General features: G+C 65.0%; 14 protein-coding genes. 7 read left to right on the top strand and 7 right to left on the bottom strand.

Annotated elements, in window-relative coordinates; translation table 11 throughout:
• Nucleotides 1-14: 14 nt before the first annotated feature.
• The 5 genes from LCM4576_RS26735 to LCM4576_RS26755 all read right to left on the bottom strand — a co-directional run bounded on the left by LCM4576_RS26735 (nt 15) and on the right by LCM4576_RS26755 (nt 7622).
• Nucleotides 15-1685, bottom strand: coding sequence for an ABC transporter ATP-binding protein (locus LCM4576_RS26735; protein WP_071035886.1), 1671 nt, complete (start codon nt 1683-1685; stop codon nt 15-17).
• 10 nt (nt 1686-1695) lie between these two features.
• Nucleotides 1696-2844 (bottom strand): ABC transporter permease, encoded by a 1149-nt coding sequence (locus tag LCM4576_RS26740; protein WP_071035473.1) that lies wholly within the window; start codon nt 2842-2844, stop codon nt 1696-1698.
• The gene (locus LCM4576_RS26745; protein WP_071035474.1) at nt 2845-3852 is read right to left on the bottom strand and encodes an ABC transporter permease; all 1008 of its coding nucleotides are present in this window, start codon (nt 3850-3852) and stop codon (nt 2845-2847) included.
• A gap of 115 nt (nt 3853-3967) precedes the next feature.
• A complete protein-coding gene (locus LCM4576_RS26750; RefSeq protein WP_071035475.1) occupies nt 3968-6049 on the bottom strand; it encodes an ABC transporter substrate-binding protein in 2082 nt (693 codons plus the stop codon).
• A 106-nt stretch (nt 6050-6155) separates the two neighbouring features.
• Nucleotides 6156-7622, bottom strand: coding sequence for an alpha-glucosidase/alpha-galactosidase (locus LCM4576_RS26755; RefSeq protein ID WP_071035476.1), 1467 nt, complete (start codon nt 7620-7622; stop codon nt 6156-6158).
• Nucleotides 7623-7835: 213 nt separating this feature from the next.
• Here LCM4576_RS26755 and LCM4576_RS26760 point away from each other — a divergent pair, with 213 nt between their 5' ends.
• The gene (locus tag LCM4576_RS26760) at nt 7836-8711 is read left to right on the top strand and encodes an AraC family transcriptional regulator (RefSeq protein ID WP_071035477.1); all 876 of its coding nucleotides are present in this window, start codon (nt 7836-7838) and stop codon (nt 8709-8711) included.
• Nucleotides 8712-8735: 24 nt separating this feature from the next.
• On the opposite strand, the gene LCM4576_RS26765 is transcribed toward LCM4576_RS26760, so the two are convergent.
• Nucleotides 8736-9899 carry a glycoside hydrolase family 25 protein gene (locus LCM4576_RS26765; RefSeq protein WP_071035478.1) on the bottom strand — a complete coding sequence of 388 codons (1164 nt, stop codon included), beginning with the start codon at nt 9897-9899 and terminating at the stop codon, nt 8736-8738.
• 251 nt (nt 9900-10150) lie between these two features.
• Here LCM4576_RS26765 and LCM4576_RS26770 point away from each other — a divergent pair, with 251 nt between their 5' ends.
• The 6 genes from LCM4576_RS26770 (at nt 10151) to LCM4576_RS26795 (ending at nt 17085) form a co-directional block, all read left to right on the top strand.
• Nucleotides 10151-11035: an AraC family transcriptional regulator gene (locus tag LCM4576_RS26770; RefSeq protein WP_071035479.1), complete on the top strand. Its 885-nt coding sequence runs from the start codon at nt 10151-10153 to the stop codon at nt 11033-11035.
• A gap of 296 nt (nt 11036-11331) precedes the next feature.
• Nucleotides 11332-12414 (top strand): sugar ABC transporter substrate-binding protein, encoded by a 1083-nt coding sequence (locus LCM4576_RS26775; protein WP_071035480.1) that lies wholly within the window; start codon nt 11332-11334, stop codon nt 12412-12414.
• Nucleotides 12415-12480: 66 nt separating this feature from the next.
• Entirely contained in the window at nt 12481-13317 is an 837-nt protein-coding gene (locus LCM4576_RS26780; protein WP_071035481.1) for an ATP-binding cassette domain-containing protein, read from the top strand.
• Nucleotides 13314-14564: a sugar ABC transporter permease gene (locus tag LCM4576_RS26785; protein ID WP_071035482.1), complete on the top strand. Its 1251-nt coding sequence runs from the start codon at nt 13314-13316 to the stop codon at nt 14562-14564. The genes LCM4576_RS26780 and LCM4576_RS26785 overlap by 4 nt, the downstream gene beginning before the upstream one ends.
• Nucleotides 14565-14588: 24 nt before the next feature.
• Complete coding sequence (locus LCM4576_RS26790) at nt 14589-15317, top strand: SDR family oxidoreductase (RefSeq protein WP_071035483.1); 729 nt, start codon at nt 14589-14591, stop codon at nt 15315-15317.
• A gap of 160 nt (nt 15318-15477) precedes the next feature.
• On the top strand, nt 15478-17085 hold the full coding sequence (locus LCM4576_RS26795; protein WP_071035484.1) for an FGGY-family carbohydrate kinase: 1608 nt from the start codon (nt 15478-15480) through the stop codon (nt 17083-17085).
• Nucleotides 17086-17093: 8 nt separating this feature from the next.
• Here LCM4576_RS26795 and LCM4576_RS26800 read toward each other — a convergent pair whose 3' ends face one another.
• Entirely contained in the window at nt 17094-17330 is a 237-nt protein-coding gene (locus tag LCM4576_RS26800) for a hypothetical protein (protein ID WP_071035887.1), read from the bottom strand.
• Nucleotides 17331-17846: the final 516 nt, after the last annotated feature.

A 17846-nucleotide genomic window follows, 5' to 3' on the forward strand; every position in this document is an offset into this window, starting at 1 on the left:
AACCTCCGGCACTTCTAGGCCACGTCGAAAGCGGCCCTGACGAGCCGTTCGGTGTAGGCGGTCTTGGGATTGGAAAGGACCTCGTCGACGGGTCCCTGCTCGACGATCTTGCCGTGCTGCATGACGATGACGCGGTGGCACAGCGCCCGCACCACCTTGAGGTCGTGCGAGATGAAGAGATAGCTGAGGCCCCGCTCGTCCTGCAGCTTGCGCAGCAGGTCGATGATCTGCGCCTGGACGGAAAGGTCGAGCGCCGATGTCGGCTCGTCGAGCAGGAKGAATTCCGGCTCCAGCGCAATCGCCCGCGCGATCGCGATGCGCTGCCGCTGGCCGCCCGAGAATTCATGCGGGAAGCGCGACAGGATGTTGCCGGGCATGCCGGCGCTGACCAGCGCTTCGCGTACCCGCTCGACCCGTTCGCGCCGGTTCGCGCCCAGCCTGTTGACGACCAGCCCTTCCTCGATGATCTGGCCGATCGTCATGCGCGGGTTGAGCGAGGAGAACGGGTCCTGGAAGACGATCTGCATGCGTGAGCGCAGCGGCCGCATCTCGGCGCGCGTGAGCTTGTCGATCGGCTGGCCGTCGAAGCTTATTTCGCCGCGCTTGGCGTCCTGCAGCCTGAGCAGCGCCTGGCCGAACGTGGTCTTGCCGGAGCCGGATTCGCCGACCAGCCCCAGCGTCTCGTGGCGGCAAAGCTTCAGGTCGAGGTCATCGACCGCGACCAGCTCGCGCCAGTCCGGCTTCAGGAACGTGCCATGGCGCAGCATGAAGCAGACGCGCACGCCGTTCGCCTCGAGGATCGTGCCGCTGCCCTCCGGCAGCGGCTGCGGCCGCCCGTGCGGTTCGGAAGCGAGCAGCCGCTGCGTGTAGGGATGTTGCGGATTGGCGAACAGTTGCTCGGTAACGTTGTGCTCGCGCATCTCGCCATGCTGCATGACATAGACATAGTCGGAGAATTTGCGCACCACGGTGAGGTCGTGGGTGATCAGGATCACCGCCATCTTCAGCTCTTTCTGAAGATTGCGGATCAGGTTCAGGATCTGCGCCTGCACCGTGACGTCGAGCGCCGTGGTCGGCTCGTCGGCGATCAGCACGTCGGGGTCGTTGGCCAAGGCCATGGCGATCATCACGCGCTGCCGCTGGCCGCCCGAGAGCTGGTGTGGATATTGCTTGAGCCGCGCTTCCGGCTCGGGGATCTGGACATGCTTGAGGAGCTCGAGCGCCCGCGCCCAGGCCTCCTTGCGGCTCACTTTCCGGTGCACAYGGATCGCTTCGACGATCTGGCCGCCGACCGTGTAGATCGGGTTGAGCGAGCTCATCGGCTCCTGGAAGATCATCGAGATGCGGTTGCCGCGCAGCTTGCGCCGGGCGGCCTCGGGGAATTTCAGGATGTTCTGCCCGAGATAGTCGACGCTCGACCGCGGCGACACGGTCGCGCGCCGCGTCAACAGCCCCATGACAGTGCGCGCCGTCACCGACTTGCCGGAGCCGGATTCGCCGACGATCGCGATCGTCTCGCCGCGATAGAGCTGGAACGAGACGTCCTTGACCGCTTCGACGGTGCCATGCTCGACCTTGAAGGCGACCTCGATGTTGCGGGCGTCGATGATAGGCTGTTCATGGCGCGCGGCGTGGTCGAGCCGGACGGCCGGTGCGAAATTGTCTGCAAGCGCGATCGTCGTCATCCCGGCCACCTCAATAAGGATCGACGGCATCGCGCAGGCCGTCGCCCAGCGCGTTGAAGGCAAACACGGTGATCAGCACGAAGCCGACCGGCGACAGGATCCAGGGATAGRTGCCGATGACCGAATAGGTCGCGGTGTCYTGCAGCATCAGACCCCACGAGATCAGCGGCGGCTTCACCGCGAAGCCGAGGAAGCCGAGGAAGGATTCCAGAAGCACCACGGTCGGGATCGCCAACGTCACGGCGACGATCACGTGGCTCATCACATTGGGGAAGATGTGCTGCATGATGATGCGCCGGTYGGTGGCGCCGACCGCCATGGCGGCGCRCACATAGTCGATCCGCGCCAGCGCCAGCGTCTTGCCTCGTACCTCGCGCGACATCTGCGCCCAGCCCAGCGCCGACATGACGATGATGACGAAGGCGAGGAAGACGTTGGTCGGCGCGGTGACCGGGATCAGCGTCGTCAGCGCCAGATAGAGCGGCAGCTGTGGGAAGGCGAGCACAAGCTCGACGAAGCGCTGCACCCAGACATCGAACCTGCCGCCGAAATAACCGGAGACCATGYCGACGCTGGTGCCGATCACGGTGATGATGAAGACCACCGTCAGCGCGATCATCAGCGACACGCGCGAGCCGTGGATGGCGCGCGACAGCACGTCGCGGCCGAACTTGTCGGTGCCGAGGAAATGCACCGGCTGGCCGTCCATCGAGGCAAAGAAATGCCGGTCCGCCGGGATCAGCCCGAACAGCCTGTAAGGCGCGCCCTCCACGAAGAAGCCGAGCAGCCGCGGATGGTCGTAGTCGGGGCCGACGATCGGCTGAAAGGTGACCGGATCGAGATCGGCCGAGTCGGCCAGCGCATAGACCCTGGGCCGCGCGACGAAATTGCCGTCCTTGTCGTGGAAAACGGGCACTTGCGGCGGCGCGAAGGCGACGTCGGTCGCCTTCGGGTCCATCGGCGCCAGGAATTCGGCAAACACCGCCATGACAAGCAGGAGCACGACCAGGAAGAGCCCGGCCATGCCGGTCCAGGAGCGTCTCAGCCGGCGCCAGACAAGCGCGATATAGCTCTCATTGCCGTGCGCGGCTTCGGCTACGGTCACGCCTTCGGCCGGCAAGGGCGTAAGGGGCGTCGGGAAGGGGTCGCGCGCCAGCATCTAGCGCTCCCCGAATTGGCGGATGCGGGGATCGAGCAGGACAAGCAGCATGTCGGCGATGATGTTGCCGACGATCAGCGTCGCCGACAGCACCATCATGAAGGTGGCGGTCACGTAGACGTCGCCCACCGCCATGGAGCCGACGATCGCCGGACCGACGGTGGGCAGCGCGAAGATGATCGCCGTCTCGATCTCGCCGGTCAGCATATAGGGCAGCACCACGCCCTGATACATCACCAGCGGGTGCAGCGCGTTGGGCACGGCGTGGCGCACGACGACGGCGCCGCCGGTCAATCCCTTGGCCTTGGCCGTCTCGACATATTGGGCGTTGAGCGTGTCGAGCAGATTGCCGCGCATGACGCGCATGTTGTAGGCGAGCCCGCCGAAGGTCGCGATCGCCACAACCGGCCAGACGTGCTTGACMAGGTCGACGAACTTCGCCCACGACCATGGCGCGCCACCATATTGCGGCGAGAAGAACGAGCCGATCTCCGACACGTTGAACTGGAAGACYAGGAGATAGACGATGATCAGCGCCATCAGGAAGCGCGGCACCGTCATGCCGAGGAACGAGATCGCTGAAAGTGTCGAGTCGATCCAGGAATATTGCCTTGTCGCCGCCCATATGCCGAAGCTGATGCCGAGCACCGAGGCGAGCAGGTGGCAGACCARAGCAAGCAACAGAGTGCGGGGCAGGCGTTCGCCCACCACATCGGCCACCGGCTTGTTGTAATAGAGGCTGTAGCCGAAATCGCCGCGCGTGACGATGCCGCCGATCCAGTTGAGATACTGGACGGCCAGCGGCTTATCGAGGCCATGCTCGACGCGATAGGCCTGTGCCTGCGCCTCCGCCTGCGCATAGGAGGCCCCGCCCTGGTTGATGAGCTGCGATTTGATGTAGTCGGCATAGTCGCCGGGCGGAGCCTGGATGATGGCGAAGGTGACGAGGCTTAAGATTGCGAAAACCGGAATCGCCGAGGCGATGCGCATGAGCAGGAATCGCAGCATCGGATCGTCCGCCTTCTTGTCTGCCCGCCGCYCCCCTCGGGGGCGTTCGGAGATTTCGCTTCGTCCGGCCACGCCGCGGCGCGGCCGGACGTCTCTCGGTCAGGGGAGGTAAGACTTAATCYATCGGCCCCTTGCTTCCCGGTTTGCCGGGAAGCTCCTCGGGGAACAACTCATATTTTGCCTGCTTGTCCGCCTTGACGAACACGCGCTCGCGGATGATCGAATCCTCGGCCCAGTTGAACATGTAGATCGGCGTGCCCTGCGGGATGTTGGAGAAGCGCTTGTTGATGATCAGCGCGCCCGGATATTCCGTCAGGCCGACATTGTAGACGTGCTCGGTCGAGATCTTCTGGAAGTTCCGCATCAGCTCGGCGCGCTGGTCGTTGTCCTGCGTGGAYGCGAACTTGTTGACGATGTCGACGAGGTCCTTCTCGAAGGRCATCAGGTCGACCTGGCCGCTTTCCGGCRCGCRGTGGTTCCAACTGGTCTTCGGCCCGACCGGCGCCAACTGCTCGGTGTTTTGAACGACGGATGTGAGCTCGGTTTCGTTTCGCCGGATCAGCCAGTCGAAGCGGCCGGAATATTGCGTGGCATCGCGCTGCGTGYCGTTGAGCCCGTTGAGCACGACCCTGAGGCCGAGCTTCTCCATCTGCGCGACCACGCCTTCGGCGAGGCTCTTGTCGGTCGTGTAGTCGTTGTTGACCAGCATCACGATCTCGACATCCTTGCCGCCGGCCGTGCCGGCCGGGAAGTTCACGATGCCGTCGCCGTCCGTATCCTTGAGGCCGGCCTTGGCGAGCAGGGCCTTGGCGCCTTCGAGGTCGAACGGGTAATAGACGGTCGACTTGCGGTCATAGAAGCTCGTGCCTGACGAGAAGCCGCCCGGATAGATCGCGGTGAACGGGCCCTTGACCAGCGAGTCGCCCAACGCCTTGCGGTCGAGCGCCATGGTGACGGCCTTGCGGAAGTCCTCGTTGCGGTTCAGTTCGCGGATAGCCTGRCCGCGCTCGTCCGGGTTGCCCCAGCCATTGGCGGAAAAATTCATGCGCAGATTGTAGCCGATCAGGCGTGGGCCGAAGGCAAGGCGTGCAGGCGCGTTCTTATCGGCCGCGCGCTTCAGCGAGGCGACGAAGTTTTCCGGCTGCTCGAGGTTGGAGAAGTCGCCCGAGCCCGCCACCGCCTGGACGTCGCGGTCGGCCCAGGTCGAGAGCTTGTATTGCAGCTCATTGAGGTAGGGCAGCTGGTTGCCCTTCTCGTCGACCTTCCAATAATAGGGGTTGCGGCGCATGACGATGATGTCGTCCGGCCGGTACTCCACCGGCACCCAGGCGCCCATCACCGGCATGTTCATATATTCGGGCGGGAAGGCGTTCTTGAACTGGTCGTAGGTGTTCTTCGAATATTTCGGATGCTGCGGCTTCAGGATGTGCGACGGACCGGGACAGAAGGTGCCGTAGGCCATCGCGTAGAGGTACTGCCGCGGGAAGGCGTCCTTGAACGTCCACTCGACGGTGTAGTCGTCGATCTTCTTCAGCGTCGTGCCGACGCCGAAGGTTTCCGGCGTGGCTCCGTTGAGCGGCGAGACGTTCGGATCGACGACCTCGTCGTCCCAGTAGAACATCACGTCGTCGGCGTTGAAGGGCGCGCCGTCCGACCATTTGGCGCCTTCGATCAGATGCATGGTCAGCTTGTGGCCGTCGCTCGACCAGTCCCAGCTCTTGGCGAGGTTGGGCAGCGGCTCGGTGTCCTTGGCCTCGACCTGGAACAGCGGCGCGGTGCGCGTCAGGCATTCGGAGAGGCCGATATCGATGCCGCCCCAGCCTTGCGTCTGGCCGGCGCCGTAGTTCCAGCCTTCCGGCCTGCCGCCGATGACATGGCGCATCGTGTCGCCATAGACGCCGATGYCGTCCGGCATGTTGCCGGTCTTGAAGACCAGCGGTTCCTTCGGCAGCCTGTCCTTGACCGGCGGCAGCTTGCCGGTCTTGACGTATTTCTCCGTCACCCAGTCCGGCTCGTGATATTCGGGCAGCGCCTTGAATTCCAGGATGGAGTCGCGCGGCACATAGTGGATCTTGCCTTCGGCCGGAAACGTCGCCGGCTCGGGCGGGATCGTCGGCTCGGATGCGAAGACGTGTGCCGGAACGGCAACGCTCATCGCCAGTCCGGCGGTAAAGCCAATTCTGCGTAAAATCCTCATCGTCTCCTCCCAGTTGTTTTGGACGCCTGCTGCTGCCCGCCTCTTGTTTCTGGACGGCTGATCCGGCGGGCGCGCCTGCTGYGCGTCCGCCTGCTTGCCGGCGCTTTCAGCCGGCCTGTTTCAGCGCCGCCTTTTCGGCGCGCAATTCCTCGATCGAGCGCACGTTGCGCCGCGCCGCGCCCGCCCATTCGCGGGTCTTGACCTTGGATTTCGAAAGCCGCTCCTTTGCCGCCGGTACGGCGTGCGCATATTGCGGCAGCCATGCGGCTTCAGCGACCACCATCTCGTCCACCATCTGCCAGACCTCCTCCGGCGTCGACACGGCGCCGACGAGCGGGTCGTGCAGCACGGCGAGCTTCAAGAGATCGATGTCGCCGGCGATCGCCGCATGCACCGACATGCGCTGCACGTTGATCGAGGCCATGCAGGTTGCGGCGCAGGCTTCGGGCAGCGTGATGCCGGCGGCCATGTTGATGCCGAAACGGTCGACGAAGCCGGGCGATTCGATGATCGCGTCCTGCGGCAGGTTGGTGATCACGCCGTTATTCTTGACGTTGAAATGGCCGCGATAGACGCGGTTGGTCTCCAGYGCCTCGAGGATGTGGCTGGCATGCTCGTTGGAGCGTCTTGCCAGGTCGATCGGCTTCGACGCCGCTTCGAGGAATTGCGGATATTCGGTCTCGAACCAGTTGCGGGTCTCGGTCGAGTAGCGCAGATAGCCGCCGGTCTCGCCATGGATCCAGTCGGACATGTCGATCCAGCGCGTGATCTCGTCGGGGYGCTTGCGGTACCAGGGCAGGTACTCGGAAAGATGCCCGTTGCTTTCGGTCGAGTAGACCCCAAAACGCTTCAGCACGTCGATCCTGAGCTTTTCCTGCTTCGAATAGACGGGATGCGCCTCGAAGGCGGCGACGAGCTCGTCCTTGCCGATCGGCCGCCCGTTCAGCCTGAGCTCGATGAACCAGGTCTGGTGGTTGATGCCGGAACAGACATAGTCGAGTTCCTTGGGCGATTTCGCGCCGAGCACCTCGGCAATCTGCTCGGCGCCATGCTGCACGCCATGGCAGAGCCCGACCGTGTCCACCTTGCCGTACTCGATCGCCGCCMATGTGTTCATCGCCATCGGGTTGGCATAGTTGAGGAACTTGGCGTTGGTGTCGGCGACCTCGCGGATATCCCGGCAGAAGTCGAGGATCACCGGGATGTTGCGCTGGCCGTAGAGGATGCCGCCGGCGCAGATCGTGTCGCCGACGCACTGGTCGATGCCATATTTCAGCGGAATGCGGATGTCGTCGGCATAGGCTTCGAGCCCGCCGACGCGCACGCAGCTGATGATGTAGCGCGCGCCCTCCAGCGCCTCGCGGCGGTTCGTGGTCGCCGTCACTCTGGTTGGCAATTTGTTGGCTTCGACGATCCGGTCGAGGATCGCCTTGATCATCGAAAGATTGTGCTCGCTGACATCGGTCAGCGCGAATTCGATGTCCTTGAATTCCGGCACGCACAGGATGTCGGTGAACAGCTTTTTGGTGAAGCCGACGCTGCCGGCGCCGATAATAGCGATTTTGAAGCTCATCACCTTCACCTCGATCCGTTCGAATGCTAGGCAAGGAGCAGCAAGGGAGGACAGGGCCGCGCGCCGTTGCGCACGCACCGCTCAAAGCCGGAAATCCGGCCTTTCTCCTCCCGCCCGCTCCTCGACCGCGGGTCTGTCGCGTTCTTGAGGGCCCGATTATGCGCTTATTCGCCGGCGCGGCCAGAGAAGGATTATGCTTTCGAGGGTAATTTTGTGCTGCGGGATCTGATCGCCAACGGAAAGCTGATGCGCACGATCTCGCTGCCGCGCGGCCGCCAGCGCCTGCATGCCATGCCGACCAGCACCGGCTACGAGCTGCGCGAGGACGAGACATATGACTGGGACGGGCGCAGGCGCGGCCAGACCCCGTTCACGGTGCTCCAGCATACGATCGGCGGTACCGGCCAGTTGCGCTACGAGAACCGCAACTATCGCCTGCAGGCGAACGACACGCTGCTGGTTCTGGTGCCGCACAATCATCGCTACTGGCTCGCCAAGGGCGACCGCTGGGAATATTTCTGGATCTCGATGAACGGCGAGGAGGCGCTGCGCATCCACAAGTCGATCCTCAGCGTCTCAGGCCCGGTGTTCAGGCTGCAGCCGGCGACCATCGACCATCTCGCCGATTGCAGCCTGCGGCTGATCAAGGGCGCGGCTTCGCCCGGCGCTGCCTCGGCCATCGCCTATGAGGCGGCCATGGCGCTTTATGACGATGTCTTCGGCTCGCACGCCTTCGCCGAGAAGCAGAGCGCCATGCAGCCGGTCATCGACCACATCAACGCCAATCTCGAYAAGCCGCTGCCGGTGGCGGAGCTGGTCGAGATCAGCGGCCTCAGCCGTGCCCATTTCTCGCGCTRCTTCGCCGAGAGCGAGGGCCTGCCGCCGGCCGAATTCGTCCTGCAGCAGCGCCTGCAGCGCGCGGCGAAGCTGCTCACCAAGGCGGATTTCCTGCCGGTTAAGGAGGTGGCTGTACTCTGCGGCTTCGAGGATGCGAACTACTTCTCCAAGGTCTTTCGCCGCTGCTACGGCATCAACCCGACGCAGTTCCGCACCACCGGCATGTATGCCAGCCTCGGCAGCCATCGCTGACGGCTTCAAAGCTTTTGGAAGAAGTCAGCGCCTGGCGCTGTCGAGCGTCGTCGAGGCGGTGCTGACCGGATCGGCCGCCGCGGCGAAAGCCGCGTCGATCTGCTCGGGCGTGCGCTGTCCGGAGCGCTGCCAGGCGACATATTGCACGATGCCGAAGATGGCACGCCGCGGCACCGTCTTCACCACCGGCATGCGGAATCCGTCGCGGAACTTTTCCCAGCGCGCGCCGAGCACGGCGACCATTTCCTCCACGGTCGGCGGCGTCGCCACATCGGCATAGGTGATCGTGACCTTGCCGGCGAGGGCTTTTTCGCGCGAGAGCGGCACCGGGATCGAGGCAAGGTAGTCGGCCGGCACGTCGAGCAGGCCGCCGAAGGCCCATTGCCGGCGCAGCTCGTCGACGCTCATCGGCGCGACGCTGACGTCGATGTCGTTGGGCGTGCCGGGCACGCGGTAGGGGCAGGAGAAATGGCCGCAATTGGCCTGCGCCGAGAATTGCCACAGCGCGTAGCCCTGCCAGTTGCCCATCGGGAAATGCACGTCGATAGCGGGCTTGTAGCGCGCATACCAGAGCGGCAGCCGCGACAGGAGCCGATACTGGTAGCGGTTGTCGGCGATGTACTGGGCGGTCTTGCCGTTGACATAGAGCACCGGGAAGCGGCCGAGGYGGCGATGCACCTGGCGCACGAATTCCTCGGCGTCTTCCAGCGACATCCATTGCGTGGGGTCGATGCCTTCGATGTCGAGGGCCATCAGCTCATCCGGCGCCGGCTCGGCGAAGTCGATGAAATTGTTGGCCTGTTCGACCGGGTTGCCGGGGCGGGCAAGGTGATAGGCGCCCCATTTGAGGCCGAGAGCCTTTGCCACCACCTTGCGCGTCTGGAACAATTCGCGCGTCACCGCATAGCGCTTCCATTGCGCCTTGCAGAGTTTGACGTCGGCCTCGGCGCCGAAGCAGACATAGGGCGGCGGCAGGCCGTCGGACGCCTTGTTGATGAAGCCGGCGATGCGCTTGTCGGTGACGAGCTGCTGCCAGTCTATCGAGTTGTATTCGTAGGCGTCGATCACCAGCGGGCGGTCGGCATTCTTCCACGGCTCGGAGAAATCCGAGGCCTTTGCCGCCGTGCCCAGCGCAACCGCAGCTGCGAGAAGCGCCAGGCGGCGAAGAGGGCGCGCCGGCTTTTTCAATCAGGGTGTCCCCACTGACCAGGGGACGATCCTGAACCGCTATGGTTAAGGAAGTGCTTTCACAACAGCGGCTTGCTTCGCTTCGCTCCAAAACGTCAAAAAAGTATCGGTCGGGTGGACAAGCCGTGGTGGCAGGCGCTTCAATTGCCGCCTAAGCTTTCAATCACGGCGGCCAGTGGGGAGACACAGGCCCGCCTGACGAAGCGCAGCAACCGGTCACAAGGCCGGACCCGCGCGGGGAGGAAATGAAGATGAATCCGGACCTGGAAGTCGTCCAGATCAGACAGGGAGAGTCGTTCAAGGCCTGGGCCCACGGCTATCCTTTCCGCACTGTCCGCTGGCACTTCCATCCCGAATACGAGTTGCATCTGGTCGTCGCCACGACCGGCCGTTATTTCGTCGGCGACTTCATCGGCGAATTCGAGCCGGGCAATCTGGTGCTCACCGGGCCGAATCTGCCGCACAACTGGGTCAGCGACGTGCCGCCGGGCGAGACCGTGCCGCTGCGCGGCCGTGTCGTRCAGTTTTCCGAAGAATTCATCGCCAGCGCTTCCGCCGCGTTGCCCGAGCTTGCCGCCTGCGCCGGCATCCTCGAAACCAGCCGCCGCGGCGCGCTGTTCTCGACGGCGACGGCCGAGCTCGCGGCGCCCTTGCTGGCGGAGCTGGTGGAGGCRCAAGGGGTGCGCCGCCTGGCGCTGTTCATGGCCGTGCTCGATATCCTGAACCGCGCCAGCGATGTCCGCACGCTGGCCAGCGCCGGCTATCTGCCCGATCCCTCCGGCTTCATGTCGGCCGGCATCAACCAGGCGCTTGCCTACATCAATTGCCACCTGACCGAGCCCTTCAGCGAAGGCACGCTCGCCGAGATCGCCGGACGCAGCCCGAGCGCCTTCTCGCRCAGCTTCCGCCGCCACACCGGAATGGCGCTGGTGCAGTATGTCAACCGCCTGCGCATCAACCTCGCCTGCCAGCTCTTGATGAGCGAGGCGCAGATGTCGATCACTGAAATCTGCTACGCCGCCGGCTACAACAACATCTCGAATTTCAACCGCCAGTTCCTGGCGCAGAAAGGCATGTCGCCTTCGCGCTTCCGGGCCTTGCTGGCTGAGAACATCAACGCGGAGATTGCCGCCTAACAGGGAGGAAGCGGGAGGAGCCAAAGGCATTCCGGTCCGAAGACCTTTCGTCCGGAATTGCATCAAACAAAGAAACACTCAGGGAAGGAAAGACGCGGGGTGCAGGGCACCCTGTGCTGGGGTTCGTTTGCCCGAAATCCAGCACGTTCAGGAGGATGTCCGCGTGGTTCATCGGGATCGAGCGATCCCCGACTGCCGTCATACTCCTTTCAACAGTTCGACATGCAGTCAAGGCCTGGGGCGTTGTCCACCGCTCAGGTCCTGGTGAAACCATTTCTCGAAACGGAGACATTCGAATGACCAGACATGCTTGGAAATCGCCGTTTGCCTTGAAGTCGACGATCGCTGCCGTTTTCGCGGTCTCGCTGCTCGGCGGCACCGCGGCATTCGCCGACACGGTCACCGACGCCACGGTCGCCTTCCTGATGCCCGACCAGGCATCGACCCGCTACGAGCAGCACGATTATCCCGGCTTCGTCGCCGAGATGAAGAAGCTCTGCCCGGGCTGCAAGGTGATCTACCAGAACGCCGATGCCGACGCGGYGCGCCAGCAGCAGCAGTTCAATTCGGTGATCTCGCAAGGCGCCAAGGCGATCGTGCTCGATCCGGTCGATTCGACCGCCGCCGCCTCGCTGGTCAAGCTGGCGCAGAGCCAGGGCGTCAAGGTGATCGCCTATGACCGACCGATCCCGACGGCCCCCGCCGATTTCTACGTGTCCTTCAACAATGAAGGCATCGGCAAGGCCATCGCCGACTCGCTGGTCGAGCACCTCAAGGCGCTCAAGGTCGACCCGGCCGGCGGCGGCCTGCTGCAGATCAACGGCTCGCCGACTGATGCGGCCGCGGGCCTGATCAAAAAGGGCATCCACGAGGGCCTCGACAACAGCGGCTATCCGATCCTGGCCGAGTTCGACACGCCGGAATGGGCGCCGCCGAAGGCCCAGCAATGGGCGAGCGGCCAGATCACGCGCTTCGGCGCCAAGATCCTCGGCGTCGTCGCCGCCAATGACGGCACCGGCGGCGGCGCGATCGCGGCCTTCAAGGCGGCCGGCGTCGATCCGGTTCCGCCGGTGACCGGCAATGACGCGACGATCGCCGCTTTGCAGTTGATCATCGCCGGCGACCAGTACAACACCATCTCCAAGCCGAGCGAGATCGTCGCGGCCGCCGCGGCCAACGTCGCTGTCAAGCTGTTGTCGGGCGAGACGCCGAAGGCCGAGATGACGCTTTACGACACGCCCTCGCAGCTCTTCACCCCGGCGGTGGTGACGCAGGAGAACCTCAAGGCCGAGATCATCGACAAGAAGATCAACACGGCGGCCGAGCTCTGCGTCGACCGCTATGCCGAGGGCTGCAAGAAGCTCGGCATCACCAACTGATCAGTTGGCATCCGGCCGCCGACGGGCGGCCGGATGTCCAAGGAACGAAGTCAAGAAAGGCGGCGCATGAGCGAGAGTTTTGAAAGGTCGGCTTCCGTCGGCGAGCTGGTGCTCAGCCTGCGCGGCATATCGAAGAATTTCGGCGCCGTCTCGGCGCTGACCGATATCGACTTCGACGTCCATGCCGGCGAGGTCGTCGCACTTGTCGGCGACAACGGCGCCGGCAAGTCGACGCTGGTCAAGATCCTGGCCGGCGTGCACCAGCCGAGCTCGGGAACGATCAATTTTCGCGGCCAGCCGGTCACGCTGCCCGACCCGCGCGCGGCGCTGACGCTCGGCATCGCCACGGTGTTCCAGGATCTCGCGCTCTGCGAGAACCTCGATGTGGTCGCCAACATTTTCCTCGGCAACGAGCTCAGCCCGCTGCGGCTGGACGAGGTGGCGATGGAGATGCGCGCCTGGACGCTGCTCAACGAATTGTCGGCGCGCATCCCGAGCGTGCGCGAGGCGGTCGCCTCGCTGTCCGGCGGCCAGCGCCAGACGGTCGCCATCGCGCGCTCGCTGCTGCTCGAGCCGAAGCTCATCCTGCTCGATGAGCCGACCGCCGCGCTCGGCGTCGCCCAGACGGCGGAGGTGCTCAACCTGATCGACCGCGTCCGCGCGCGCGGCCTCGGCGTCGTGATGATCAGCCACAACATGGAGGATGTCCGCGCCGTCGCCGACCGCATCGTGGTGCTGAGGCTCGGGCGCAACAACGGCGTCTTCGAGCCGGACGCCTCGAACCAGGACCTGGTGAGCGCCATCACCGGCGCGTCTAACAACGCGGTGTCGCGTCGCGCCGAGCGCCTGCGCATGGAGCGCGATCACAGCGGCAGCGCACAGGCGAGGGAGCAGCGCCCATGACGGAGCAAGGCAATTCGGCTCCGCTGGCGCTCGACCGCGCCGATGCGCGGGTGAAGCATGAAGCCGGCGTCGGCGGCGCGGTCCGCGCCTTCCTCGACCGCGTGCGTAGCGGCGATCTCGGCTCGCTRCCGGTCATCGTCGGCCTCGTCGTTATCTGGACCGTCTTCACCAGCCTCAACCCGGTCTTCGTTTCCAGCAGCAATCTGGTCAATCTCCTGTTCGACTGCTCGACGGTCGGCGTCATCGCGCTCGGCATCGTCTGCGTGCTCATGGTCGRCGAGATCGACCTCTCGGTTGGCTCGATCAGTGGCTTCGCCTCGGCGCTGGTCGGCACGCTCTGGGTCAACCAGGGCTGGCCGGTTGCGCTCGCCATCATCGCGGCGCTCGTCTTCGGCGCCCTGATTGGCTCGCTCTACGCGCTGCTTTTCAACCGGCTCGGCATGYCGAGCTTCGTTTCGACGCTGGCCGGCCTGCTCGCGGTGCTGGGCATGCAGCTCTACATCCTCGGCTCCACCGGCTCGATCAACCTGCCATACGGCTCGGCATTGGTGGATTTCGGCCAGCTGATGGTGATGCCGAAATGGGTCTCGCACACGCTGGCCGCGATCCCGGGCCTGGCGATGCTGGTAAGCGGGCTGCGCACCTTCGCGCGCCGCCGCGCGGCCAATCTCTCGACGCCGTCCGTAGCCGGGCTCGTCCTGCGCGTCGCCACGATCACCATCGGCCTCGAGCTGATCGTGGCCTACCTCAATCAGTCGCGCGGCATCCCCTGGATGTTCGGCCTGTTCGTCGGCCTCGTCGTGGCCATGAACTATGCGCTGACCCGCACCAAATGGGGGCGTTCGATGACCGCCGTCGGCGGCAACCGCGAGGCGGCGCGGCGCGCCGGCATCAAGGTGCGCGCCATCTATCTCAGCGCCTTCGCGCTGTGCTCGCTCTTCGCCGCGCTCGGCGGCGTGCTCGCGGCGGCGCGGCTCGCTTCCGCCAGCCAGCAGGCCGGCACCGGCGACGTCAATTTGAACGCCATCGCGGCCGCGGTCATCGGCGGCACCAGCCTGTTCGGCGGCCGCGGCAGCGCCTATTCCGCGCTGCTCGGCATCATCGTCATCCAGTCGATCGCCAGCGGGCTCACGCTGCTCGATCTGTCCTCGTCGCTTCGCTACATGATCACCGGTGCCGTTCTGGCCATCGCCGTGATCGTCGACTCCCTCGCGCGCCGCTCCCGTGCTTCGCACGGCCGCGCCTGAACAGTTCAAACGAGAAGGGTACACATGGCTCACAATCTTTCGGGAAAAGTCGCCGCGGTCACCGGCGCGGCATCGGGCATCGGCCTCGAATGCGCCAGGGCGATGCTTGCCGCCGGCGCCCGCGTCGTGCTGGTCGACCGCGCCGAGGACAGGCTGAAGGAGGTCGTCGCCGAGCTCGGCGCGGGCGCGATCCCGCTGGTGGTCGACCTCACCAGCCCCGCCAGCGTGGCGACCATGCTGCCCGGCATTCTCGACAAGACCGGCCAGCTCGACATCTTCCACGCCAATGCCGGCTCCTATGTCGGCGGCGAGATCCTCAACGGCGATCCCGACGCGTGGGACCGCATGCTGAACCTCAACATCAACGCGGTGTTCCGCTCGGTGCATGCGGTGCTGCCGCATATGGTCGAACGCAAGACAGGCGACATCATCGTCACCAGCTCGATTGCCGGGCTCGTCCCCGTCGTCTGGGAGCCGGTCTACACAGCCTCCAAGCACGCCATCCAGGCCTTCGTCCATACGCTGCGCCGGCAGGTCGCCAAGCACGGCCTGCGCGTCGGCGCCGTCGCGCCAGGGCCGGTGGTGACGGCGCTGATCAGCGACTGGCCGAAGCAGAAGCTCGAGGACGAGCTGGCGGCCGGCGGGTTGATGCRGCCCACCGAGGTCGCGGACGCCGTCCTGTTCATGCTGACACGGCCGAGGAACATCACCATTCGAGATCTGGTGATCCTGCCGCAGAGCAATGATTTGTAGGCAGTAGGAACTAGGCAGTAGGCAGTAGGGAATAGGGAAAGAGACTCTTGCGGCCGGCCGTTCAAGGCTGACCATCTCCTACTGCCTACTGCCTACTGCCTACTGCCTACTGCCTACTGCCTACTGCCTACTGCCTGCTCCCCTACCTTTTGAGGTCCCTATGCCTTCCTACTTCCTCGGCATCGATGTCGGCACCGGCAGCGCGCGCGCCGGCCTCTTCGACGAGCGCGGCGATCTGCTTGCTTCCGCCAAGCGCGACATCGCACTCTTCGTCGAGCCCGGTGAGATTGCCGAGCAGTCGAGCCGCGACATCTGGCAGGCGGTCTGCGCCAGCGTGCGCGAAGCGGTCGCGAAGGCGGGCGTCGATCCCCGGGACATCGGCGRCATCGGCTTCGACGCGACCTGTTCGCTGGTGGTGGTTGGCGACGATGGCGAGCCATTGCCGGTCGGCCGCTCGGGAGACAGCGACAGGAACATCATCGTCTGGATGGACCATCGCGCCCTCGACCAGACCAGGCGCATCAATGCCCTTAAGCATCCCGTCCTCGACTATGTCGGCGGCGTCATTTCGCCGGAGATGGAGACGCCGAAGCTTTTGTGGCTGAAGGAGAACCTGCCCGAGACCTTCGCCGGGGCGAGGCATTTCTTCGACCTCGCCGACTATCTCACGTGGCGTGCCACGGGCAGCCTTGCCCGTTCGGTCTGCACGCTCGCCTGCAAATGGACCTATCTTGGCCATGAGCGGCGCTGGGACGACAGCTATTTTTATTCCATCGGGCTCGCCGAGCTTGCGGACGAAGGATTTGCCCGCATCGGCACCGAAGTGGTCGATCCAGGCACGGCGCTGGGCGCCGGCCTGACGGAAACGGCCGCGGCCGAACTGGGGCTGGTCGCGGGCACAGTCGTCGCCGCCGGGCTGATCGACGCCCATGCCGGCGGTGTCGGCACGGTAGGCGCTGCCGGCGACGCCGGCACCATTTCCTCGCGCATGGCTTATGTGCTCGGCACCTCGGCCTGCACCATGGCGAGCAGCCAAGATCCGGCCTTCGTGCCGGGCGTGTGGGGACCCTATTATTCCGCCATGGTGCCCGGGTTTTGGCTGAGCGAGGGTGGCCAGTCGGCGGCCGGCGCGGCCATCGATCTCCTGGTGCATTTTCACCCGGCCGCAGCCGAGGCTGCTGCGCGCGCCGCGGCCGAAGGCAAGTCGCTGGTCGATTGGCTGGCGGCGACCGCCATGGCGGCCTCAACCGACCTCTCGGCCGCCGCCACGCTCGCGGGAAGCATCCATGTCGTGCCCGAATTCCTCGGCAATCGTTCGCCGCTGGCCGATCCCGATGCTCGCGGCCTGATCGCCGGGCTTGGCACCGATCGTTCCGTCGAAAGTCTCGTCGGCCTTTACGTCGCCGGGCTTTGCGGCCTCGGCTATGGCGTGCGCCAGATCGTGGCGGCGATGGCGTCGTCCGGCCTTGCCGTCGACACCGTCGTCATCAGCGGCGGCGCCGGTCAGTCGCCGTTGGTGCGCCAACTCCTTGCCGATGCCGCCGGCCTGGYGGTCGCCGCCTCGCAATCGCCGGAGCCGGTGCTGTTGGGCGCCGCGATGCTCGGAGCGGTCGCGGCCGGACGTTACCCCGACCTTTCCAGCGCCATGCCTGCCATGTCCCGGCTTGGCGACGTTTTCACACCCGCGACGGGCGACATCCGCGCTTGGCACGACCGCCGTTACGAAGCCTTCCTGGCGTTGCAGGCGGTGGGCCRCAGCATACGCTGAGGGATCGATCAGCGCCTGAACAGCGACGGAACCTCGAACGGATCGGGCGCCGGCTCCTGCGGCAGCGTGCCATCGGCCCTGCGCTTCTTGTGGTGCGCAAGCGAGCATTGCGGCGAGCACAACAGGCCGCGATCTGTCCAGTAAGCGGGGCCTTCCTCGAGCATCCCGTGATAGTAGTTGAAATCCGGGGCCCGGTAGGGCAGCCCGCATTCGATGCAGCGATAGGCGTCGGGTCTGGCAAGCATGGGATGTCCGGTTTTGGTCTGCAATCGGCGGACCATACCAGCCGGATGCAATTCGTGGTGGAAATTTTGAGGTTGGGCCGCAGCCTTCACGGGTTCGTCATCCACGGGCGAAGCAAGGAGCGAAGCGACGCGGCGCAGACCCGAGGATCCATGCCGTTACCCACGAGCGTTGCAGCGGTTCAGAACGATCTCCGTTCTGCACCGCCTCTACCCTTCGCGCGAGGTCATGGCATGGATCCTCGGGTCTGCGCGACGCTTCGCGTCGCTCCGCCCGTGGATGACGAAGCTCGGGGCGCTTCGGCCAATCTCCGAGGTCGGCGATCTGCTTCGTTGGTGGAAAGCGTCTCCCGACCTTCGTGGTTAGCCGAAACGCTCGCGATTTCGTCATCCAAGGGCGGAGCAAGGAGCGAAGCGACGCAGCGCAGACCCGAGGATCCATTCCGTGACGTTGAGGCGTTGCGACGGTCCAGAATTCTGCTCCGCTGCGTTCTACGGTCAAGGTAACGGAATGGATCC

The organism is Mesorhizobium sp. LCM 4576 (assembly GCF_001854815.1).
Classification (GTDB): Bacteria; Pseudomonadota; Alphaproteobacteria; order Rhizobiales; family Rhizobiaceae; genus Mesorhizobium; species Mesorhizobium plurifarium.